Source organism: Arcanobacterium haemolyticum DSM 20595, assembly GCF_000092365.1.
In the GTDB taxonomy this organism is placed as follows: domain Bacteria; phylum Actinomycetota; class Actinomycetes; order Actinomycetales; family Actinomycetaceae; genus Arcanobacterium; species Arcanobacterium haemolyticum.
Genome location: NC_014218.1, coordinates 1,232,999 through 1,254,371, shown reverse-complemented (window position 1 = coordinate 1,254,371; position 21,373 = coordinate 1,232,999). Strand labels below are relative to the sequence as shown.

Sequence of the window (21,373 nt, the reverse complement as noted above, 5' to 3'; positions counted from 1 at the left end):
ATCGCGTAGAATGGAGGTATGTCCAATCAATCGAATCAGCCGCTCGCGCCGCGCTCAGAAACGGACGCTCAGGAATCAGTTTTTTCTGATGCCGCCTGGCTTACCGTTGTTCACGATGATCCCGTTAACTTGATGGCATATGTGCAGTGGGTGTTTGAAAGCTACTTTGGAATGACGTCCACAGTGGCGCGTGAGCGCATGCTTGCGGTTCATCGGAAGGGGCGCGCGGTTCTTGCGGCCGGCGGCCGGGAGGCGATGGAACGTGACGTTCAGGCGATGCATACGTATGGTTTGCGGGCAACGATTGAGCAGGAGGCGTAAGTGAGAGCTTTTGTATCGGTTCGTGGGGGTTATGAATCCCAGTTGGACGACGACGAGCGCAACATGATCCGCGGTCTGGCATCAGATGTGGTTCTTATTTTGGGGTCTGATGTAGATCGGGAGCTTGATCGGCGGAAGCGGATTGCAGAAGATCCGTTTGCAGCCTTTGAGGATCAGTTTATGGCGATTGAGCAGATGGTGGAACAAGAAGGTGCCTTGGATGATCCGTTTGGGGCGGATCATTCGCCGGATACGTTGCCGCACGATCTGCCGTTTGATGATGCGCTGGAACGGCTGTTGCCAGATATGAGTGAGGATCCGGAGCTGGCTAAGGAACTCCGGGCGATCACGGAGGAAAGTATTGCGGCGGCGAAGATCGATCACTTGGTGTCGATGTATGAAACGCTCACGTCGATTCCAGATGGCATCGTGGATGTAACGATTACGAACGATGCTGCGCCGGCATGGCTGGCCGCGATGAATGACATCCGGATGGTGTTATCAATGCGGTTGGAAATCACGGATGATGCGGATGCTGAGCGCGTATATGAGCGTGCGGGGATTTTCACAGGATTGAATTCGCGGGATGATTCTGGCCTTCCTCCTATTGAAACTCAAGAAGATATGATGGCCGTGCTTTATGCTATGGTGACCTGGTGGCAAGAGTCACTGATAAGTGCGGTTCGGCGCAAGTCATTGCGTGGGTAGAATCGGGGCTATGGGAAACGTGCGTAATGATGCTCCGATCGGGGTCTTTGATTCAGGTATTGGTGGATTAACGGTAGCGCGTGCCATTATCGATCAGCTCCCGTACGAATCGATCACGTACGTAGGGGATACCGCCAACTGCCCATATGGCCCACGTCCTATTGCTCACGTGCGTGAATTGGCGTTGAACGTCATGGATCATCTGGTGTCTACTGGCGTGAAGATGCTGGTGATTGCGTGCAATTCGGCGTCGTCTGCCGTGCTTCATGATGCTCGTGAACGTTACACAAAGCAGTTGGGGATTCCTGTTGTTGAGGTGATTCGGCCGGCTGCGCGTGCGGCTTTGCACGCCACTCGGAACAACAAGATTGGTGTGATCGCTACCCAGGCTACCATTCAATCGGGTGCGTATGATGATGCTCTGGCGGTAGTGCCTGATGTGAACGTGTTTTCGGCTTCAGCCCCACGGTTTGTGGAGTTTGCGGAAGCGGGTATTACTACGGGGGATCTTGTGCTGAAAACTGCCCGGGAGTATCTGGAACCTATTAAGGAATCTGGTGTGGATACGCTGGTTCTTGGGTGTACCCACTATCCGTTCTTGTCTGGTGTGATTGGGTATGTGATGGGAGAGGGCGTTCTTCTTGTCTCGTCTGCTGAAGAAACAGCGAAAGACGTCTACCGTGCGTTAACTGAAGAAAATCTTTTGCGGTCTTCGGAATCTGGTGCGCCGCTGTACAGCTTCAATGTCACTGGCGAAAGTGGCTCGTTTGAAACGTTGGCACGGCGTTTCATCGGGCCGAAAGTTGCCGACGTTGCCCATGTGGATGTTCCACACCTTCATCATCGTTGTGACGTTTAGGGAGGATCCTGCGTGAAACTGACTATCATTGGGTGTTCTGGTTCGATGTCTGGTATGGAATCGGCCGCGTCGTCGTATCTTATCCAAGCCGATGGGCTGGACGTAAATGGATTGACGCGAACTTTTTCGATCGTGGTTGATTTTGGTCCAGGTGCCATGGGGCAGTTGTTGCGTTACGTGGATCCGGCGCGGGTAGATGCCATGTTTTTGTCTCACCTTCACGCGGATCATTGTGCGGATATGGTAGGGATGCAAGTGTATCGCCGCTGGTATCCAGAGGGCGCGTTGCCGCAGGTTCCAGTGTATTCGCCGGGAGATGGTGCGGCGCGTACGCGTGGGCTTTCCGACGACGATCCGGCAGAAACGTACGAAACCGAGTTTGATTTCCACCAGGTTCACGCCAGGGACGTGGTGAATGTTGGTCCGTTGCGGGTTGAATTCTTTACCGCGTGGCATACGGTTCCTACGTTGGCGTTGCGCATTAGCGGGCCATCGGAGGATCCGGAACTTGGGCGTGACGTTGTGCTTACCTATACGGGTGATACGGACACGGCCCCGAGTGTGGCTGATGCTGAACGGGATGCGGACTTGGTGTTGTCTGAGGCGGCGTTTGAAGAAGGGCGCGATACGGTTCGCGGCGTACATCTGACTGGTCTGCGGGCCGGGGAGATTGCTGCGGAAGCGGGTGCTCGCCGTCTCGTTCTAACCCATTTACAGCCGTGGACTAACGCGGACAAGAACGTGGCGGATGCTCGCATGGCATTTACTGGGGACATTCAGGTGGCTAAGCCGGGAGCGGTTTACACGTTGTAATTGTTCCTCGAAGCTTCGCGGTGTCTAACTCCAGCTGGTTCTTATTATAAAAATAGGCCATTTTTTACGATAAGAACCAGCTTCGGCCGTTCTTATATAAAAAATCATGCTATTTTTTATATAAGAAATGACGGGAGAGGATCTGTGGACGAATATCCTATTCTGCGAAAACTGAGTTATCAGAATCCTAGTGCTGATGAGGAAGAATTTCGCCGGAGAATTGAATCTCCGTCGTGTGTAACATTGGGGTTTTCTGTTGGCGATTACCCGATGTTTTACGTGGTGAGTGCTTCTATGATGTCGAAAGTTGAAGAGATTTCTCGGATGGCTAGCGAGATCCAAAAATATATGAAGATACTTCCAGATATCGTCATGGGCCGCTATATAAGGCTCCTTATTGCAGATGAAACAGTCGCTACTAACAATATTGAGGGCATCTATTCAACGCGTAAAGAAGCGTTGGCGGCCTATGATGCAGATAAAAATACGAATATGAGGCTTTCTTCTCTTGTTCATCTTCTTGCGTCTTTGGCTGATAATCCTGGGTATTTGCCGCTTCGGACTCCTGCGGATATTCGCGTTATCTATGACATCGTTACTGAAGGTGAAGTAGACGAGGGGGACGCTCCGGATGGGACGTTATTCCGCTCTCAACCAGTGCACGTGATGTCAGCTTCTCAAAAAGTCATTCATACTGGCTTCCAGCCTGAACAGAAGATTATAGAAGGACTGGAGGCGATGCTCCAGGAATTAACGAAGCCCTCGGGGTCACACATCATTAGTGCGGTTATCGCTCATCTTATGTTCGAACTCGTTCACCCATTTTATGATGGCAATGGAAGAACTGGCAGATTTATTCTTGCTCGCAAACTTGCTGAATTAGGATGGCCGCTAACAGCGCTGAGCCTTTCGGCTCGTATTAATCAGCACAAAAACACATACTATAAACAGTTTACGGAAGTAGAGCATCCACTTAATCGCGGTGAAGCTACCCACTTTATCCTGTTTTTCTTGGATCTCATTCGTGATACTCAACAGGATCTTATACTTCAACTAGAAGAAGCACTTAAACGTTTACTTTCGGTTCAGATGCGTCTAGATCAGTGTAACGTGGATAGCGATTGTTCCACGATTTTATGGATTCTTGCCCAAGCGGAGTTGTTTTCTGGCGGAACTACAATGGAACGTCGAGAATTAGAACAGTACGTTGAGAAATCGACTCCCACGATCAACCGTTACATCAAACAACTTGTAGCAGATGGATGGGTTGAGATAGTTGCACAGCGGCCCGTCACGATTCGGTTGTCGGATGAAGGTGCGCCACGTCTTAACCTACGCTAATCTGCAGGTATCACCTGTGCACGGGTAGACTGATATGCATGACTACTTTTACTCGCGCAGATGGCCGCGCAACCAATGAACTACGTCCAGTTAAGATCACCCGCAATTTCCTCGATGCCGGCGAAGGCTCTGTGCTTGTGGAATTTGGCAACACCAAAGTTTTGTGCGTTGCTTCCTTCACCGAAGGCGTACCGCGCTGGCGTAAGGACTCCGGTTTGGGCTGGGTCACCGGCGAATATTCGATGCTGCCCCGCGCAACTTCAACTCGTAACCAGCGCGAATCAGTGAAAGGAAAAGTCTCGGGCCGCACCCAAGAAATCTCCCGCCTGGTTGGGCGTGCCTTGCGCGCCGTCGTCGATATGAGTGCGCTAGGTGACAACACGATCGTCCTGGACTGTGACGTGCTCCAAGCCGATGGCGGAACCCGTACCGCGTCGATCACGGGCGCGTACGTGGCGCTTGCGGATGCGGTTGCGTGGGGGATCGAACGTGGCCATATTAAGCCACGCGCGGGCAAGCCGGTGCTGCGTGACTCGGTAGCCGCCATTTCGGTGGGAATCATCGACGGCGTGCCATGCTTGGATCTGCCGTATGAAGAAGACGTGCGCGCCGAAACCGATATGAACGTGGTTATGACCGGAACTGGAAAATTCATCGAAGTCCAGGGAACCGCAGAAGGCGAACCGTTCGATCGCACAGAACTTGGCCAGCTCTTGGACCTTGCCACGGCAGGATGCCAGGAACTCACGTCCAAGCAAAACGACGCCCTCGGGTACTAACTGGAGGATTTATGAACCAGCCTCGCCTTATTCTTGCTACTCGGAATAATCACAAACTCGGCGAACTTCGCCAGATTTTAGCGCCGCTCATTCCGGAATTGGCGTCAGATGAGATTCACTCGGCGAACGCTCTAGACCTGCCCGAACCCGTCGAAGACGCCACCACGTTCGCTGGAAACGCCCTGATTAAGGCCCGCCAGATAGCGCAAGCAACAGGTGTTGCCGCGGTGGCGGACGATTCGGGGATTTGTGTGGACGTGCTCGGGGGAGCGCCAGGGATTTTTTCGGCGCGCTGGAGCGGTGGCCACGGGGATGATATGGCGAACCTGAACCTGTTGTTGGCTCAGCTTGCAGACGTGAAGCCGGAGCATCGCCGGGCACGTTTTACCTGCGCGGCGGTGCTGGTGTTGCCTGATGGGCGTGAGTTTGTGCGCGAAGGCGTGATGGAAGGTACGCTGCGCTATGAACCGTGTGGTGATGGCGGATTCGGGTACGATCCGATTTTCCAGCCGGATGGTTATCACGTGACGTCGGCTGAATTGACTTCGGATCAGAAGAACGCGATTTCGCATCGCGGCCGGGCTTTCAGTGCGCTGGCTCCGGTTATCAAGGACGAAGTGTTATTCGATCCCGAGGTATGAGAGCGCACGCTTCACAAGCGGTAGATGCGTTGCAACGATTTCGGATTGAAGTGATCGCGTAAGGAGGTCTCGTGGTGGGAACCATGAGACCTCTAATGCATCCGCGTTTGCGGAGCAATCGCCTGCCATCGGGATAATGTAGGCGAGTGAGACGGCGTGTTGCCGTGGATCGTGCCAGCCTTCGCCTGGGGTGGGGAAGTATTCGCCAATGGTAAATGGTGTGAGGTTGGCAGGCAGTTGCGGGAGTGCCATGAGCCCGAGGTCTTTATCAACGTGGCGGATAATCGCGTCACGTATTGTTTCGTGTACGAGAACGCGCCCGGATATGATCGACCGCGTAATCCCTACCTCTTTTGCCGATAAGAGGAGCCCGATTGCTTCGATTCGGCCGGCATCATCGATGCGTACGGGGAGAATGTCCACGTAAAGGATTGGCACTTTGTTCCGCACGAATTCGAGTTCTTCGGGGGATAGCCATGGGCCCATATCTTCAGAAGCAATGTCACTCATAGTTCGATTGTGCCAGTTTGGGCGGAGTGGGTGCGCTATGTTGTGCCACTGGTGAACAGGGTAGGATGTGTGGGACGACGCTGGAGTGGTTGCGTTGCGGATGGAGGAGAAAGATGCATGTTTTTGAACGTCCGGTGATGCTGGTTGCTCTGCTTTTTACGTGTGTTATGGCTGTGGTCGGTTGGTATTCGATTGTGGTTGGTGCAGGGAGCACAACTGGTTTCATTATTGGGTCTATTGCATCGTTGATGGTGTTGCTTGGCGTATGGGGTTGGCGGCGCGAATCGTTGAATGTGTGTGCTACTGCCGCGTTGGGAGCAGGGATTTTGTTTCCTACACCGTTTGGTCTGATTCCTATGATCTGCGGTTTTATTATTTTTACGCTGATAGTCTCATTGGATCTTTTCGTGACCTTTAACGGTGAGTAGACTGAGCATCAAGCGTTTATTTTTTGGGAGGTTATCATGACACAGTTGAGTGAGGGCCAGAAGGCTCCAGATTTCACGTTGGCTACATTGGGCGGCGGTAGCGTGACGTTGTCTGAAGAATTGGAGCGGGCTGATAAAGGCGTGATTGTGTACTTCTACCCGAAGGCAATGACTCCTGGTTGCACCAAGCAGGCGTGTGATTTCCGTGATTCGGAAAACTCCCTTGCTAGTGCAGGATATCGAGTGATCGGTATTTCTCCGGACAAGGTTGAATCGTTGGAGAAGTTCACGGCTAAGGAAAACTTGAACTTTCCATTAGCATCAGATCCAGAAAAAGACGTGATGATCGCCTGGGGTGCTTACGGCGAAAAGAAGAATTATGGCCGGCTTATCAAGGGTGTTATTCGTTCCACGATCGTGGTAGCGAAGGATGGCACTGTTGCTAAGGCTCTGTATAACGTGAAGGCCACGGGCCATGTGGCGCGTCTGCGCCGCGAATTGGGGATTGATAAATAATCCACCTCACGGTTAATGTGACCTACAACTGGGCGCACCATTTTGTTTGGTGCGCCCAGTTGTGTAAACTGAACCGGTAGCAATTGCTACGCACGCGCGAGTGGCGGAATTGGCAGACGCGCCAGATTTAGGTTCTGGTGCCTTCGGGTGTGAGGGTTCAAGTCCCTCCTCGCGCACTCTTAAACCGTTGATATATCAACGGTTTTATTTTTTTATTCGGTTCTCATGCGTGTCCTGGTACACGAAGCGAATGAATATGTGTACTGGAAGGCAGTCGATCCGCGTATTGCCAGATGAACTACTACACGTCAAGGACGTGTGGTATGAGAATCCTATTTTTTTATGCCCAGGCCCAGGTTCTATGTAAATGTATACCGGTAAACTGAGGAAAATACGTATCGGTAGGTTTTTGAAATGTTTCATATTTTAAGGCGAGTATTCGCCATTCGTACGAAATAACTGATTCCGGGTTATAATCCGGAAAAATTATGTATCCTGTAAGTATGGCTAAAGAGAAATTATCATTTGCACCATTAATGATCGCTTTATTGAGCTTTCTGAGTCTAATCCTTTCTCCGATCACGCCATCGTGGGCTTCCGATGGGATTTCTGGGAAGGACTCCTTTTCACTAGAACATGGAGAAGGAAAAGGACAACAATTACACGAAGCACGTTCTTTACGTGCAGATTCTTCAAGTGAATCTACCGTCAAGAAAATTCAGTGTTACATTCCGGAACAAGACCTCACGTGCTCGGAAACTAAGCTTCAACAATTGATTAATGAAGCGGCGAATACTCCTACTGTGATTGAACTTGGTGCAACGGATACATTGCTCACGAAGACGCTCGTCATCCCGAGCCAAGCGGATATTACATTAGTGAATCATCCGAAAGCTCCTTGGGGAACCACGGATTCTCGATTAACCCGTGAAGATGGATTTACTGGCGTTCTTGTACGAGTAGAACAAGGTGGCAAACTCACGTTTTCTGCGAATGATGGTGGAGGAGAAGTCATCGTAGCTAGCCGTGGTGAGTGGGTAAAGAACACCACAAAGTCAGTTATAGAGGTCCAGGGAGAGTTCGTACTCAATCACGGAACTATTACCGGCGCTCGTAACATGAAAGAAACTAATGAAGGAGCCGTTACTATCTCAGGTGAAGGTGCATCTTTCATTATGAACGGTGGCAAAGTCACTGATAACGAGCGTGATTTATCATCGAACGGTCCTCAATACGGTGCTGCGAATGTCATGGTAACCAAGAACGCCACTATGGTGATGAATGGCGGGGAGATCAGTAACGGTCGTACTCGAACTGACCAGGCCTATGGCGAAACAGGTGGAATTAACGTCATGGATGGCGGAAGTCTTGTCCTTAATGATGGAAAAATTATTAATAATAAAGGCGGTTGGGCCGGAGGACTCCAAGCCTGGGCATGGGATTGGGACCTCTCAAAGCACCCAGAGCGCGCGTTAGGACAACGTGCAAAGATCACCATCAACGGTGGCTTAATTGACAGCAATACATCAAACTTTGGCGGTGGCGGAGTCGGAATTTTTGGTAATGCCGATGTCACCATGAATGGCGGAACGATTTCTCGTAACTCGGCGCCAAACGGCGGTGGCGTGAACGCAATGGATCTCTATGTGTGGGGTGCGGAGTCAACATGGAAAGAAATCCCTGGGGATGGGAAACAATCGGGGCTAAGTACTGAGCAATGGACTAAAATATCTCCAGGATCTTTCACTATGAATGGTGGCAAAATCACTGGAAATCGCGCCAATCGAACAGGCGGAGGCGTTAATGTTGTTTCTAATGGTGTAAACCTTTACGGCGGTGAAATTTCCGATAATTATGGTGGCAGCCAGGGGGGTGGCGTTTATGTCGCAACAGCCACGTATACGGCAAACTTGTTTAATGTAGTTGCAACTAAAAATGAGGCATCCCATATTGGCGGTGGGATGTGGCTTTGTCCAACTGGAAATGCCACAATTAACGTCACCGATGGTGGGGCGTTCTTCGGAAATACAGCTAAAAACTATGGTGATGAATTTGCACATGATAATTACGGTTCTGCCGGTGCCTACGAATCATATTTCGCACGAAGGATGTTAGGCGGTGGCCCGGTTGCATACTATCTCGATGGTGGGCAGGGGCATCAGCGGTATGATCAGGCCAATCCTGGGCGTGAGCAGGTGTATCAAGATGTTCCTGAAAAAGAAAAAGAAGCCGGGAAAGATTACAAAAAGAAACTTTTCCAAGAGGGTCTTATTGGCGAATCTGCACAAAAAGATCAAGATCGTGCATCAAGCTGGGCAAAACTGACGATCACGCGTAATAAAGCCTATCGGGGCGGCGGAATTGGTTCTAACGGCAACGTTAATATCGGGAGCAAAAAGGCCTTATCTACGGTTGCGGTAGAGAAAAAATGGAGAGATGGAGCAGGGAAACCGCTTGATCTACAGAAAATACCTTCCGCATTGTTTATTCAGCTTCAAGGCCGGATTACAACACAAGGAAAAGAATCTGTATTCGACATTGGACGTCCTGTTGAACTCAACGAAAAGAACAACTGGTCATATAAATTCAGCGAATTACCACAGTCATATCTCAATGAGCCAATTGAATACCAAGTTGTCGAGGGCCAGCTAGAAAACACTGGAGAGAACTCGAAACTAATTCCGGTAAAAGGATACAACGCTGCATACGATGTGAACGTATCCCAAGGTGAAGACGGAACAAAAATATACAATATTGTGGTGACGAATACTCAGGATGTGACTGAGTTGGTTGTTGAGAAGAAGTGGGTTTCTTCTGATGGTGGGCCGGTTCGTGGTGGTCTTCCGGGGTCGATTGGTGTTCAGTTGTTGGCTGATGGTCGTCCTGTTGGTGATGTGGTGAAGGTTGTGCCTGGTGATGATGGTCAGTGGGTGTATCGGTTTGCTGGGTTGCCGAAGGTCTCGTCTGCTGGGAAGGTGATTGCTTACTCGGTTAGGGAGAGTGCTGTTCCTGGTTATTCTTCGAGTGTGGGGAAGACTGAGGTGACAAAGACTGGTTATAAGGTTGTGGTGACGAATACTCAGGATGTGACTGAGTTGGTTGTTGAGAAGAAGTGGGTTTCTTCTGATGGTGGGCCGGTTCGTGGTGGTCTTCCGGGGTCGATTGGTGTTCAGTTGTTGGCTGATGGTCGTCCTGTTGGTGATGTGGTGAAGGTTGTGCCTGGTGATGATGGTCAGTGGGTGTATCGGTTTGCTGGGTTGCCGAAGGTCTCGTCTGCTGGGAAGGTGATTGCTTACTCGGTTAGGGAGAGTGCTGTTCCTGGTTATTCTTCGAGTGTGGGGAAGACTGAGGTGACAAAGACTGGTTATAAGGTTGTGGTGACGAATACTCAGGATGTGACTCCACAACAGCCAGTGAAGCCAAAGAAACCAGAAACTCCTCAATTGTCGAAGACTGGTGTGACTGTCACGGCTGCTCTACTTGTAGCTCTTGGCATGATAAGCAGTGGCGTGCTTTTTGTGATGAGACGAAAGAACAGCTAAACACGTCAGCTCATAAGTTGCTATGAAAATGTGGCTTGGTTTCGACGATCTATTAAGAGGTCTAATCGAAACCAAGCCACATCTGTTATCGATCCTGTGCTATCTATGAGTTGTTTTCTAGACTAGTGCTACACACTTCAATAAGGACGGCGTTTCCTGGAAACACATGTTTAGATCGTATTCCCCACGTGCGAAGCACACGGCCAGGCAACTGAGCACCCTGATTATTCCACCATTGTGGTGCAGGGCGATCAACATCCGAATCGCTATACCACATCATTCTGCCGAATGGCACAACACGATACACTAAATCGTCGCGTAGTCCCGGCAAGCATACAGGCGCGATAGGGTAATCAGCAGACGTTCCTAACTGAGCGACACAGAAGAGCCCGTACGTCGCGTCGTCGTTCACTATCCCATCTACGCGAACCGCAGGATCGGCACAACCCCCATAGAATATCTGGAAAGCCCCGTGAGCCATAACGTTGTTGTGAAGAGCCACCCATGCCCCAGAAAGTAGCCGTTCAAAATCGCTGAATATCCACCCGCTCTACGGGATCAGTACAATCCGATGACCAAACGGAATCCGTTACTTCGCTGATCGCCAGATCCACCCGTCCGCCGCCAGAAGAACAGTTCTCGATCGCTAGATGTGGGAAGCGCTCACGTAATTCGCGAACCAGCCGGTAGTAAGCCAAAGTTTGGCCGTGAACGGCAGGCCGCCCAGTATATGGGGACAATGCGTCGGTAATGAACCGATTGTGATCCCAAGTGTTTTTAGGAATCGAACTCTGTAATAGCCTTTTCCAAGCGTTCTAGTTTCCCGGTCATTTCTCCGGTGTATCCTGGGCGAATGTCTGCTTTAAGAACAAGTGAGATGCGGGATCCGAATGGGGCAACAGCGAACGTGGCATCTTTGATCACCGCGAAAACCTCATCCCATTCGCCTTCAATTTCGGTGAACATGCTTGATGTGCGGTTGGGAAGCCCGGAATCGCGGACTACTTTGACTGCCGCCGCAACGGCATCATGAACCGACCCATCAGCCCGGCCGGTTCCTTCAGGGACGATAGAAAATGCCACGATCATTGTTTATCTCCTCATGTGGGGGTATATGTTGCTGATTTTATCGTATAAGGGTTGCAAAATTTTGAGTATCTGTTCGCGCAGGGGCCGCGCTTTCGCGGTCACTGCGCGTTGGCGTTCTATATATTCGGCCTTCCCGTCAGCGTTTTCGATTGGAATCGGGGCGAGCCCAAGTGAGGAACAATCGTAGGGTGATGCGGCCATATCGATAGTGCGGGCTTCCATGGCCAGATCGAAGGCTTGAATGGTGAGTTCACCTGGCACGAGCGGGCCAAGCTGGATGCAGGTTCGGAGCATATCCATCGACGTATGGATGCATCCCGGTTGTTCGTTGGCTAACACGCTTTCGTACGTTGGCTGCACTTTATTCAGCGGCATCGCTTCGGGGGCAAAGAATCGGAACGCATCAAAATGAGTACACCGAATATGAGCCTGTTCTACCAGTTCATTCGTGCGCGCCGCGCCAAGGCGTAAGGGGAGCGGATGGCGGGTTTCGTCTACCTGATACACCATGGCCCATTCGTGCCAGCCCAAGCATCCGAAAGTGGCTTCGCGTTTAAGGAGTAACGAATTGAGCGCGGTGAGGTGTGAGATTCCGTGGGATCGGTGGGCAAGAAGGGAAGGATCGACGACGATCGCCGTGCCATCCTCAGTCTCGTACGTGACGTGCCACGGGAGGGATGCGTGATGTAGCCACCAGCTCAAGGGTGATTCAGGTATTTCTTTACCGGGCTGCCAAGGAGTAACTGAACCAGAATCGTCCGCAGGCTTGAGGAGTGCGTAAGGTTCGGCGTCGTCGGCAAAACCAGGATGCCACACCGCGAGCCGGCCAGGGCGCAACGGATAGTATTCCCACAAAAAATCTTCCAACGCATTCTTTTCCCCACGCGCCCGCCGGACCTGGCGCGGCTGGGAACGTTCGAACGCGGCGCGAGCATGAGCTAGCGCACGTGGCCACCACACTTCGGACGAAATAACATGCATAACTCTATTTTGGCATAGTCTTGAGATATGAAGATCGCACGTTTATCTATGTCGCAGGGGCCACGCTTTGCCGTGGTCGATGAAGAAACCGGAAACTACCACGTTATCGCAGGTGACCCGATCTATTCAGGAATCGAACCAACTGGGGAAATTGTTCCCGCAGGTGAAGCGAACCTCGTCTCGCCAATTATTCCGCGTTCGAAAGTTGTGGGCTTGGGCGGAACTTACCGCCAAGAAGGTCAACCAGAACCTGACGTGACCAAAGCGCCGGTTACGTTCCTTAAACCAAATACGGCCGTTGTTGGGCCAAACGTGCCCATTAGCGAACCAAGCTTCGCAACCGATCTCCACCACGAAGTCGAACTTGCCATTGTCATCTCGCGCCTATGTAAAGACGTTCCAGAAGAACGCGCCCATGACGTCATCTTCGGTTACACCGTGGCGAACGATGTGACCGATGTTGGCACCGCAAAAACCGATCCACAATGGGCACGCGCCAAAGGCTTCGATACGTCCTGCCCAATCGGGCCAGTCATCGTGACTGATCTAGACACGTCAGATTTAACGATTCGTTTGACTATCAATGGGGAGGTTGTACAAGAAGGCTCCACTGCAGCCATGGCCTACACGATCCCGCAAATAGTCTCATACGTCTCATCCTGCTTCACACTTCTGCCTGGAGATATCATCCTCACTGGTGCCGTAGCGCCCGGAATCCCAGCCGGGCCAGGCGCGGAAGTTGAAGCATACGTTGACGGCATCGGCACACTGCGCAACCCCGTTGTAGCGGAGCAATAAGAAACGGCGGTATCCTAAGGACATCATGAATACTTCAATTGCAGCGGATAAAATCCGCGTACGTTTTTGCCCTTCACCCACCGGCACCCCGCATGTTGGAATGGTGCGTACCTGCCTTTTTAACTGGGCATACGCGCGCCACGTTGGTGGCACCTTCGTTTTCCGTATCGAAGATACGGATGCGGCACGTGACTCTGAAGAGTCATACCAGCAGATTCTCGATTCGCTTTCATGGCTCGGCCTGGACTGGGATGAAGGCATCGAAGTAGGCGGGCCACACCCGCCATACCGTCAATCGCAGCGCATGGATATTTATGCTGATGCGGCAAAGAAACTCCTTGACGGCGGGTATGCTTACGAATCCTTCTCAACTCCAGAAGAAATCGAAGCGCGGCACATCGCCAAGGGGGAAGATCCAAAGCTTGGATATGACGGGTACGATCGCGATCTAACCGAAGAACAGAAGGAAGCCTTCCGTGCTGAAGGCCGCCAGCCGGTGTTGCGTATGCGGATGCCAGATGAGGACATCACGTTCACTGATGTGGTGCGTGGCGAAATCACGTTCAAAGCAGGATCTGTGCCAGATTATGTGATCATGCGCGGAAACGGGCAGCCGCTGTACACCTTGACGAACCCTGTGGATGATGCCCTGATGGAAATCACGCACGTGTTGCGTGGCGAAGATCTGCTTTCTTCCACTCCACGTCAGGTTGTGCTTTACCGTGCACTCATGGAAATCGGAATCGCGAAGTACATGCCAGTGTTTGGTCACCTCCCATACGTTATGGGTGAAGGTAACAAGAAGCTCTCCAAGCGTGATCCAGAATCGAATCTTCTCCTGCACCGTGAACGCGGCATGATCCCGGAAGGTCTGCTGAACTACCTCGGTTTGCTCGGCTGGTCTATTGCTCCAGATCATGATCTGTTTACCAAGGATGAAATGGTGGCTGCATTCGATGTGGCACACGTGAATCCAAACCCTGCGCGTTTTGATGACAAGAAGTGTGTGGCCATCAACGCTGAACACATTCGCCGCCTCGATCCTGCCGATCTGCGCGATCGCCTTGTGCCTTACCTTGCTAAGGCTGGCGTGCTGGACGTGGAGAAGTTTGAGGATGCCGATGCTGAAACCCAGCGTTTGCTCGATGGGGCGGCGCCGTTGGCGCAGACCCGTATCCAGCTTCTCGGTGAGGCTGTGGATCTTATGGGCTTCTTGTTCCGTTCTGCAGATCAGATCGAATATAACGACAAGGCTGTTGGCAAGCTCCGTGACACGGCTCCTGCCGTGCTGGAGGCTGCTATTGAGGCATTCAAGGCTATCGAAGCTGACGCGTTCACCGTAGAGGCTGTAAAGGCCGCTGTGGATGAAAAGATCGTGACTGGCATGGAGATCAAGCCACGCTTCGCATTCGCTCCGCTCTTCGTTGCTGTGACCGGCACGAACGTCTCTCTGCCAGTGGTGGATTCGATGGTTTTGCTTGGCAAGGAAGAAACTCTGGAGCGTCTGCGCCGGTTCCGCGCAGTGCTCTGAATCGTCCAGGGGCGAATCACGGTGGTGAGGTTGTCAACCTCACCACCGTTGTCTTACCTTCTTTTATTTTCAGGAATGTGCTCTAACTATTTGGGTTGGTGAGCACAGTCACTTCTAAGAAATTTGCGAAATGGGTTTGAAGTGCGTAAACTAAATACTCGTTGCAGACCGAAAGGTTGCACACCAAACTTTGGGGTATGGTGTAATTGGCAGCACGAGTGATTCTGGTTCATTTAGTCTAGGTTCGAGTCCTGGTACCCCAGCGAAACATCTAATGATGTTGTCTAAGCCCCGTTCGTCTAGCGGCCTAGGACGTCGCCCTCTCACGGCGGTAACACCGGTTCAAATCCGGTACGGGGTACCATAACTTGCTGTTACTGTTCTTGGTAATGTTGTGAGTTAGCAGCGTCTGATTGAAATATCAGGTTAGGCCCCGTTCGTCTAGCGGCCTAGGACGTCGCCCTCTCACGGCGGTAACACCGGTTCAAATCCGGTACGGGGTACGAATAAAAGTCCGAACACCTAATGTTCGGACTTTAGTTTATTCTCCATTTCTCATAAATGTGAGACATCCATGTAGCTTCTATGGCTCAAAAGTAGTGATGATTTTCTAGCGCGTATTGTCTGTTTAGTGGCAAATAGTGTTTTTGTAAAATTTCATTACCCTAGACGAATTCAACGCTAATCGTCAATCCTGTGAAAACTCTGAGTATTTTCGGTGACATCGCGGATGGGGAACAATCTTGCTTCACGCAAAGTGTAACGGTCAACATAGAGACATGGAAGAGAACACCACAGGTTCTGAAAAACATTGTGAATATTTCTCTTTCATCATATAAATACACAATTTTATCCTTAACCGGATGGGCTTCGCAGAAAGATGTACGACGATGAAGACGCGGAAAAAAATTGCTTTAGCCTTGTCGCTTCTCACGGGATTTATGCTACCAATTGGTAGTGCGGCTGCTGCGCCACTTGCGCAAGAACAACCAACCACTGGTAACCGTCCAGTCTATGCCATTGCGCACCGTGTTCTGACGAAGCAAAGTGTCGATGACGCAATCAAAATTGGCGCGAACGCTCTGGAAATTGATTTTACTGCGTGGCGCCGTGGCTGGTGGGCTGACCATGACGGGCTTCCAACTAGTGCTGGCGATACGGCAGAAGACATTCTTAAGTACATCGCTCAAAAGCGTCGCGAAGGTAATAACATTACATTTGTCTGGTTTGATATTAAGAACCCAGATTATTGTAAGGACCAAAATAGTGTGTGTTCAATTACGAAGCTAAGAGATCTCGCACGGCAAACGATTGAACAAGAAGGCGTCAGAGCTCTCTTTGGCTTCTATAAGACAGTCGGAGGTGTCGGCTGGAATACTATTGCTAATAATCTCAACGACAAGGAAGCAGTTGCTCTCAGTGGCCGAAAAGATGACATCATGAAGGACTTCAAGCAGTACGAAAATAAGATCAAACCTCAGCAACGCGTCGCTGATAACGGTTACTACAACCTTAGCTACGGCTTCGGTGGTTGCTACCGAGATGAGAATCAGACGTGTGATCAGCTGCGTCTTGCTGGAGAAGAACGCAAAAAGGGGAATCTAGGAAAGACCTTCGGATGGACCGTCAGTACTGGACAGGAATACCTGGCTGCAGATCTTCTGAATAAGGCAGAAGTTGATGGAATGATCTTCGGATTTAAGACCACCTACTTCTATGATCACGCCGATACTCGCAATGCTTTTGCTGGAATTAAGAACTGGGTGGATGCACATCAAGGTACTCACCACATGGCAACCAACAAAGACATTCCGTGGTGATCGAATGAGATAACACTAAACCTTATATCTAGCCTCTCCTTTTGGTGGGCCTCGCAGGAAACTGCGAGGCCCACCTGCGTCTATCAGATAAGATGAGCAGTATGATTGCGGATTTATTCTTGGATATTTTTGGCGAAATCGTGCTTGAGACATGGTTTTCACGGGGCGGCACATTGCGACGCCTTCACTACTCCCAGGTCAAGCTTTCGAAGCCGCTCAATGATGTGCGGTGCGGATTGCTGGCGATGTCACGCCTGAAGAATGCGCCGGAAGATGCGCTTGGTGGACGGCAAAAAGAGGTAGTGGTTTTGGGTGAAGATATGAAGGGTAAAGACCGAAACGAATCTACGCGCCGAATCTACGCTTGGCCACTTGTGACGAATCCCGGTGCTGGACGAGTCCTCCTTAGCCAATTATCGGAGGAACGTCACACGCCTATCTATATCGATACAACAGCAGCCTATGTTGGCAAACGTATCGGTAAATACACAGGAAATCAGCTCAAGAAAGAGAATACAGACGTGGTGAAGACGTTGATGTCTCAGCCGCGGGGAATACCGCAGGTCGATAGCTTGCTTTAGAAAAGCACATAACGCATGACAAAAGAAGAGTGGGGCGGATCTTGCACACATCCAAGATCCGCCCCGCGCGCGTTAAACAATAGCTATCTGGCGGTTATCGTTTAAAGCCCACGCCGTTCGAGCAAGGCTTCGGCGCGTGGCCCGCGCCCACGTACGTCAACGAAAGAATCCATTGGTGGGCGGGATGATCCGCGTGAAAGAAGCTTGTTCCGAAGCTCCATGCCGGCTTCGCGGGTGAAGCCACCATTGGCACTTTCGTGGAACCACTGTTCAATATCGGCCACAAGAACCTCAGCCCACATGTAGGAATAGTAACCGGCGTCGTATCCTCCGCCAAACGTGTGGGTGAAGTAGGTGGAACGGTAACGTGGTGGAACCAGTGGGCAGGCCACGCCAAATTCTTCAAGGGCGGCGGCTTCGAATTCAGCAACATCTGCAGGAATATCGCCAGTGCCAAGGCGGTGCCATGCCTGATCGAGCAATGCGGCCTTAGTGAATTCGGTGGTTGCAAAAGCCTGACCGAAGGTCTTGGAAGCAGCCAGTGCCTCAGCAAGTTCTGCCGGCATTGGCTCACCCGTTACGTGGTGGCGTGCGTAGCTAGCCAAAACTTCTGGGTGGTATGCCCACATTTCGTTCAGTTGCGATGGGAGTTCAACGAAATCGCGTGGAACGTTGGTTCCGGCAGACTCGCGATAGTGGGTGGTGGAGAGCAATCCGTGCAATGCGTGCCCAAATTCGTGGAACACGGTTTCTACGTTGTCCCAGGTGAGGAGGCAGGATTCGCCATCGGCCGGCTCAGCAAAGTTACAGTTGTTCAAAATAACTGGCTTGGTGCCGTCGATTTCGCAACCGGTCACCACCGAATGCATCCACGCGCCACCCTTCTTTCCAGGGCGTCGGTAGAAATCAGCTTGGAACAGGCCGATCGTGCTGCCGTCAACATCCTTCACTTCCCAGGTTTTCATCGATGGAACATACCCGGCCAAATCTGGGCGTGGTTCAAACGAGAGCCCGTAGAGGCGGTGAGCTGCGAAGAAGATGCCCTTTTCTACCACGTTGGTAAGTTCAAGGTATGGCATGATCTTGGCTTCTTCCACACCAAGTTGTGCACGGAGTTGTTCTTCGTAGAAGCTCCAATCGCCAGCTTCTACGCCGGCTCCATGTGGATCCTTTGCGGCCAGCTCACGGAGCTTTTCGGCATCACGTTCAACGGCATCCACGGCCTTGTGAGCTACGGAGGTGAGCAAAGCGATGATGGCTTCGGAGTTTCCGGCCATTTCGCGGGCTGCCACAACTTGGGAGTGGTTGTCATATCCGAGCAGTTCGGCGCGTTCAGCGCGTAGCGTGGCGATCTTAAGCACGAGTTGGCGCGTGTCAGATTCTGGGTGGTTGCCGAATCCGCGAGAGAGCGATGTGTCAAGGATGTTCCGGCGTGTAGCTGGTGTGATCAGTTCGGCTTGGATTGGCTGGTTGGAGAAGTTGGCCATCTCGATTCGGTAGGTGCCGTCTTCTGCTTTGAAGGATGCGAGCTTGTCAGCATCTAGCCCTGCGAGAGCCGTAGCATCCGTAACGAACGTGGCATCAGTCATGGCGCGGGTGGCGCGGTTGACGTAATCGATTTGTAGGCTGGAGAGTTCCGAATCGATGGCGCGAAGGCGGTTGGCACTTTCGCCGTCGAGTTCAATTCCGCCCAAACGGAACGCTTTGAGTTCTTTTTCTAGCCAGTATTGGGTTTCGTCATCTTCACCGGACACATCGAGTGCGAGGAGGCGTTCGTAGATGCGCTTATCGAGTGAGTATGCGTTGGAGTGTTCGGAGAGTTTTGGCCCGATTTCCGCTTCGATATCGTTGAGTTCATCGGTTCCGAGCGACGAGAAGAGAGTAAACGCTACCGACAGTACGCGATCTGCTTCTTCGCCGGCCTTTTCGATGGCGTCAATCGTATTGGCAACGGTCGGTGCTTCTGGGTTGGTCGCGATTGTGTCCCAGGCTGCACGCTGATTGGCGAGTACCTGTTCTACTGCAGGCAGGATGTGTTCTGGTTTAATCGCGGCCCAGTTTGGGAGTTGGAATGGAAGGGGTGATTTTTCGAGTAAGGGATTATTCGTCATACGGTCAGTTTACCGTGCCCGCGTGGCCTGCCGTGCCCGGTTACGCTGATGGCTAGCTCAAAAGTTGAATGAGTGGTTTCGCAACGTCCGACCAGCGCCATTCTTGATCCACCCAAGCACGCCCAGCATTTCCCATGCTTCGGGCGCGTTTGGGATCGGCAAGGAGACAATCGATTGCGGTGGTTACGGCATTCACCGAGTTTCCGTTAACAACTAGTCCTGTTTCTTTAATGAGTACGGCTTCGGGAGCACCACCAGAATCTCCGGCTACCACTGGAAGCCCAGCCGCGTAGGCTTCGAGGAAGACGATTCCAAGTCCTTCGATATCCAGCCCGCCGCCGCGGGTTCGGCACGGCATTGCGAAAATATCGCCTAACGAATAGTGGGCGGGGAGTTCGCGGTAGGGTACTTCTCCTGTGAAGATGATGTCTTGTTGCGCAGGGGAGTGGCTTGCGAGTTCTCGTAGTTTGGTTTCGTATGGACCTTTTCCAACAATGACGAGTTTCGTTCCGGGATATTTGCGGACGACGTTGTGCCAACCTTGGATCAGGACGTCTTGGCCTTTTCGGGGAACCAGCCGTGAGATACAGACGACGACGGGCACGTGCTGCCCGATTCCGTAACGACGACGCAGTTCGGCGCGAGCCTGCCGATCAAAGGCAAATAACTCTGGATCGATTGCGCCGTGGAGCTGCATGATCGGGGTGGAGCCGATGAAGGGGGATAATCGGCGTAACGTGGCGTGCGTTAGGTAGGTGACCACATCGGCGTCGGCAAAAACTTTACGAAGCATGTGCCGGGCTCCTGGAATCATGGACCATCCGATTTCGTGCCCGTGGGTGGTGGCGATGACTTTTTCGGCGCCTGCTTTGTGTGCTGCATGTGCCATCAAACCAAGCGGAGCGGCGGCGCCGAACCATACGTTCTTCACGCCATGAGCGCGAATCAGATCGACCATGGTGCGTGAGACGTGTGGGGTAGGAAGCATTGTGGTGCCTGGGTAACGAACAACTGTGTAGGGCTGCTGTTCATCGTAGTGCCGGGCGGCTTCTGGACCGTCGGGTGGCGTGGACGCGTAGACGATCAGCTGTTGAGGATCCAGTTGCCCAACGAAGCCTTCAAGGAAGGTTTGAATCCCTCCAGCGCGCGGCGGAAAATCGTTCGTAACTAGGAGGGTTTTTCGCATCGTGTCACCTCACACTGCAGAATCGGCGCGTTTGATGATGTCAGAGAGCCGGTTAGCGGCTGCAACTACTGCGGCTGCATAGTGGCGGCCCGGTTGGCGGCCCATGCGTTCTACCGGGCCGGAGATGGAAATTGCTGCGATGACTTGCCCGTTTGGCCCGCGAACGGGAGCAGAAATAGATGCCACTCCGGGTTCGTGTTCGCCAAGAGACTGTGCCCATCCACGCCGGCGCACAGCTGAAAGAACCGTGGCGGTGAATTGGGCGCCGTAGAGCCCACGGTGGAGTCGATCGGGTTCGTCCCATGCCAAGAGTACTTGAGCCACGGAACCTGCCTGCATGGAGAAGGCTGCACCAACCGGAATCGAATCGCGAAGGCCGGTAGTACGTTCTGCAGATGCCACACAGACGTGCTGATCGCCTTGGCGGCGATAGAGTTGCGACGATTCGCCGGTGTGATCACGTAGTGCAATGAGAAGCGGGTTTGCTGCCGTAAGAAGGCGATCATCGCCGGCACGTGAGGAGAGTTCGCTCAAACGTGGGCCAAGGATGAATCGACCTTGGGTATCGCGGCCAACAAAACGGTGAAACTCCAGGGCGACCGCCAGGCGGTGAGCCGTTGGGCGGGCAAGGCCAGTGGCACTCACAAGCTGCGCTAGTGTGAGTGGGCCTTGTTCAAGAGCTTGAAGAACTGATGCGGCTTTATCGAGTACGCCGACGCCGCTTCCCTGGGAATCGTCCATGTACTCTATTTTGCCATTCCACAATATGAGACGCAACCTTTCTTGAGGAATTTTCCAAAAAGAAATAGCGGAAAATA

Annotated in this window: 21 protein-coding genes and 4 tRNA genes; 18 read left to right on the top strand and 7 right to left on the bottom strand. The window is 52.0% G+C overall.

Annotated features, from left to right (window positions below; translation table 11 throughout):
• The first annotated feature begins 18 nt into the window (after positions 1–18).
• The 7 genes from clpS to rdgB all read left to right on the top strand — a co-directional run bounded on the left by clpS (position 19) and on the right by rdgB (position 5,462).
• Positions 19–321, top strand: coding sequence for an ATP-dependent Clp protease adapter ClpS (gene clpS, locus ARCH_RS05660; RefSeq protein ID WP_013170322.1), 303 nt, complete (start codon positions 19–21; stop codon positions 319–321).
• A complete protein-coding gene (locus ARCH_RS09390) occupies positions 322–1,029 on the top strand; it encodes a DUF2017 family protein (RefSeq protein ID WP_013170321.1) in 708 nt (235 codons plus the stop codon).
• 10 nt (positions 1,030–1,039) lie between these two features.
• Positions 1,040–1,888: a glutamate racemase gene (gene murI, locus ARCH_RS05650; protein WP_013170320.1), complete on the top strand. Its 849-nt coding sequence runs from the start codon at positions 1,040–1,042 to the stop codon at positions 1,886–1,888.
• A 12-nt stretch (positions 1,889–1,900) separates the two neighbouring features.
• Positions 1,901–2,701 (top strand): MBL fold metallo-hydrolase, encoded by an 801-nt coding sequence (locus ARCH_RS05645; protein ID WP_013170319.1) that lies wholly within the window; start codon positions 1,901–1,903, stop codon positions 2,699–2,701.
• A gap of 144 nt (positions 2,702–2,845) precedes the next feature.
• Positions 2,846–4,042: a Fic family protein gene (locus ARCH_RS05640; protein ID WP_013170318.1), complete on the top strand. Its 1,197-nt coding sequence runs from the start codon at positions 2,846–2,848 to the stop codon at positions 4,040–4,042.
• Between the two features lie 38 nt (positions 4,043–4,080).
• On the top strand, positions 4,081–4,821 hold the full coding sequence (rph, locus tag ARCH_RS05635; protein ID WP_013170317.1) for a ribonuclease PH: 741 nt from the start codon (positions 4,081–4,083) through the stop codon (positions 4,819–4,821).
• An 11-nt stretch (positions 4,822–4,832) separates the two neighbouring features.
• Complete coding sequence (gene rdgB / locus ARCH_RS05630; RefSeq protein WP_013170316.1) at positions 4,833–5,462, top strand: RdgB/HAM1 family non-canonical purine NTP pyrophosphatase; 630 nt, start codon at positions 4,833–4,835, stop codon at positions 5,460–5,462.
• On the opposite strand, the gene ARCH_RS05625 is transcribed toward rdgB, so the two are convergent.
• Positions 5,442–5,972, bottom strand: a complete 531-nt coding sequence (locus tag ARCH_RS05625) for an NUDIX hydrolase family protein (protein ID WP_013170315.1) — start codon at positions 5,970–5,972, stop codon at positions 5,442–5,444. The two genes, rdgB and ARCH_RS05625, sit on opposite strands and share 21 nt — an antisense overlap.
• 113 nt (positions 5,973–6,085) lie before the next feature.
• Here ARCH_RS05625 and ARCH_RS05620 point away from each other — a divergent pair, with 113 nt between their 5' ends.
• The 4 genes from ARCH_RS05620 to ARCH_RS05605 all read left to right on the top strand — a co-directional run bounded on the left by ARCH_RS05620 (position 6,086) and on the right by ARCH_RS05605 (position 10,458).
• Complete coding sequence (locus tag ARCH_RS05620) at positions 6,086–6,400, top strand: hypothetical protein (protein WP_013170314.1); 315 nt, start codon at positions 6,086–6,088, stop codon at positions 6,398–6,400.
• 36 nt (positions 6,401–6,436) lie between these two features.
• Positions 6,437–6,916, top strand: coding sequence for a thioredoxin-dependent thiol peroxidase (bcp, locus tag ARCH_RS05615; RefSeq protein ID WP_013170313.1), 480 nt, complete (start codon positions 6,437–6,439; stop codon positions 6,914–6,916).
• Positions 6,917–7,010: 94 nt separating this feature from the next.
• Positions 7,011–7,092: transfer RNA gene (locus ARCH_RS05610), tRNA-Leu, on the top strand.
• A gap of 327 nt (positions 7,093–7,419) precedes the next feature.
• A complete protein-coding gene (locus tag ARCH_RS05605) occupies positions 7,420–10,458 on the top strand; it encodes a Cna B-type domain-containing protein (protein ID WP_187286502.1) in 3,039 nt (1,012 codons plus the stop codon).
• A gap of 524 nt (positions 10,459–10,982) precedes the next feature.
• Here the strand turns inward: ARCH_RS05605 and ARCH_RS10490 are convergent.
• Genes ARCH_RS10490 through ARCH_RS05595 form a run of 3 tightly spaced genes read right to left on the bottom strand, consistent with a single transcriptional unit; the run spans position 10,983 to position 12,528 of the window.
• Positions 10,983–11,198, bottom strand: coding sequence for an alpha-galactosidase (locus ARCH_RS10490; RefSeq protein ID WP_373854369.1), 216 nt, complete (start codon positions 11,196–11,198; stop codon positions 10,983–10,985).
• A 37-nt stretch (positions 11,199–11,235) separates the two neighbouring features.
• The gene (locus ARCH_RS05600) at positions 11,236–11,547 is read right to left on the bottom strand and encodes a thiamine-binding protein (RefSeq protein WP_013170311.1); all 312 of its coding nucleotides are present in this window, start codon (positions 11,545–11,547) and stop codon (positions 11,236–11,238) included.
• Between the two features lie 3 nt (positions 11,548–11,550).
• Positions 11,551–12,528: a hypothetical protein gene (locus ARCH_RS05595; RefSeq protein ID WP_013170310.1), complete on the bottom strand. Its 978-nt coding sequence runs from the start codon at positions 12,526–12,528 to the stop codon at positions 11,551–11,553.
• 27 nt (positions 12,529–12,555) lie between these two features.
• Between ARCH_RS05595 and ARCH_RS05590 the strand changes: the two genes are divergently transcribed.
• The 7 genes from ARCH_RS05590 (at position 12,556) to ARCH_RS05560 (ending at position 17,258) form a co-directional block, all read left to right on the top strand.
• The gene (locus ARCH_RS05590) at positions 12,556–13,326 is read left to right on the top strand and encodes a fumarylacetoacetate hydrolase family protein (RefSeq protein ID WP_013170309.1); all 771 of its coding nucleotides are present in this window, start codon (positions 12,556–12,558) and stop codon (positions 13,324–13,326) included.
• Positions 13,327–13,351: 25 nt separating this feature from the next.
• Positions 13,352–14,857 carry a glutamate--tRNA ligase gene (gene gltX / locus ARCH_RS05585; protein WP_013170308.1) on the top strand — a complete coding sequence of 502 codons (1,506 nt, stop codon included), beginning with the start codon at positions 13,352–13,354 and terminating at the stop codon, positions 14,855–14,857.
• A 191-nt stretch (positions 14,858–15,048) separates the two neighbouring features.
• A tRNA-Gln gene (locus tag ARCH_RS05580) sits at positions 15,049–15,120 on the top strand.
• Positions 15,121–15,145: 25 nt separating this feature from the next.
• A tRNA-Glu gene (locus ARCH_RS05575) sits at positions 15,146–15,221 on the top strand.
• A 66-nt stretch (positions 15,222–15,287) separates the two neighbouring features.
• Positions 15,288–15,360 (top strand) — tRNA-Glu (locus ARCH_RS05570).
• A gap of 387 nt (positions 15,361–15,747) precedes the next feature.
• Positions 15,748–16,677, top strand: a complete 930-nt coding sequence (locus tag ARCH_RS05565; protein ID WP_041640381.1) for a phospholipase D — start codon at positions 15,748–15,750, stop codon at positions 16,675–16,677.
• A 101-nt stretch (positions 16,678–16,778) separates the two neighbouring features.
• The gene (locus ARCH_RS05560; RefSeq protein ID WP_013170306.1) at positions 16,779–17,258 is read left to right on the top strand and encodes a hypothetical protein; all 480 of its coding nucleotides are present in this window, start codon (positions 16,779–16,781) and stop codon (positions 17,256–17,258) included.
• 101 nt (positions 17,259–17,359) lie between these two features.
• Here the strand turns inward: ARCH_RS05560 and ARCH_RS05555 are convergent, their stop codons facing one another.
• From ARCH_RS05555 to ARCH_RS05545, 3 genes are read right to left on the bottom strand one after another with little or no spacing between them, the layout of a single operon-like run.
• Positions 17,360–19,369, bottom strand: a complete 2,010-nt coding sequence (locus ARCH_RS05555) for a M3 family metallopeptidase (RefSeq protein ID WP_013170305.1) — start codon at positions 19,367–19,369, stop codon at positions 17,360–17,362.
• Between the two features lie 52 nt (positions 19,370–19,421).
• A complete protein-coding gene (locus ARCH_RS05550) occupies positions 19,422–20,555 on the bottom strand; it encodes a glycosyltransferase family 4 protein (RefSeq protein WP_013170304.1) in 1,134 nt (377 codons plus the stop codon).
• A gap of 9 nt (positions 20,556–20,564) precedes the next feature.
• Positions 20,565–21,296 carry an IclR family transcriptional regulator gene (locus tag ARCH_RS05545; RefSeq protein ID WP_013170303.1) on the bottom strand — a complete coding sequence of 244 codons (732 nt, stop codon included), beginning with the start codon at positions 21,294–21,296 and terminating at the stop codon, positions 20,565–20,567.
• Between the last annotated feature and the right edge of the window lie 77 nt (positions 21,297–21,373).

Coding starts and splice junctions, on each gene's coding strand:
- ARCH_RS05620 (WP_013170314.1), top strand. CDS start 6,086: ATGCATGTTTTTGAACGTCCGGTGATGCTGGTTGCTCTGCTTTTTACG.
- murI (WP_013170320.1), top strand. CDS start 1,040: ATGGGAAACGTGCGTAATGATGCTCCGATCGGGGTCTTTGATTCAGGT.
- ARCH_RS05605 (WP_187286502.1), top strand. CDS start 7,420: ATGGCTAAAGAGAAATTATCATTTGCACCATTAATGATCGCTTTATTG.
- bcp (WP_013170313.1), top strand. CDS start 6,437: ATGACACAGTTGAGTGAGGGCCAGAAGGCTCCAGATTTCACGTTGGCT.
- ARCH_RS05565 (WP_041640381.1), top strand. CDS start 15,748: ATGAAGACGCGGAAAAAAATTGCTTTAGCCTTGTCGCTTCTCACGGGA.
- gltX (WP_013170308.1), top strand. CDS start 13,352: ATGAATACTTCAATTGCAGCGGATAAAATCCGCGTACGTTTTTGCCCT.
- ARCH_RS05590 (WP_013170309.1), top strand. CDS start 12,556: ATGAAGATCGCACGTTTATCTATGTCGCAGGGGCCACGCTTTGCCGTG.
- rdgB (WP_013170316.1), top strand. CDS start 4,833: ATGAACCAGCCTCGCCTTATTCTTGCTACTCGGAATAATCACAAACTC.
- ARCH_RS05595 (WP_013170310.1), bottom strand. CDS start 12,528: ATGCATGTTATTTCGTCCGAAGTGTGGTGGCCACGTGCGCTAGCTCAT.
- ARCH_RS05545 (WP_013170303.1), bottom strand. CDS start 21,296: ATGGACGATTCCCAGGGAAGCGGCGTCGGCGTACTCGATAAAGCCGCA.
- ARCH_RS05555 (WP_013170305.1), bottom strand. CDS start 19,369: ATGACGAATAATCCCTTACTCGAAAAATCACCCCTTCCATTCCAACTC.
- ARCH_RS05600 (WP_013170311.1), bottom strand. CDS start 11,547: ATGATCGTGGCATTTTCTATCGTCCCTGAAGGAACCGGCCGGGCTGAT.
- ARCH_RS05560 (WP_013170306.1), top strand. CDS start 16,779: ATGATTGCGGATTTATTCTTGGATATTTTTGGCGAAATCGTGCTTGAG.
- rph (WP_013170317.1), top strand. CDS start 4,081: ATGACTACTTTTACTCGCGCAGATGGCCGCGCAACCAATGAACTACGT.
- clpS (WP_013170322.1), top strand. CDS start 19: ATGTCCAATCAATCGAATCAGCCGCTCGCGCCGCGCTCAGAAACGGAC.
- ARCH_RS05625 (WP_013170315.1), bottom strand. CDS start 5,972: ATGAGTGACATTGCTTCTGAAGATATGGGCCCATGGCTATCCCCCGAA.
- ARCH_RS05550 (WP_013170304.1), bottom strand. CDS start 20,555: ATGCGAAAAACCCTCCTAGTTACGAACGATTTTCCGCCGCGCGCTGGA.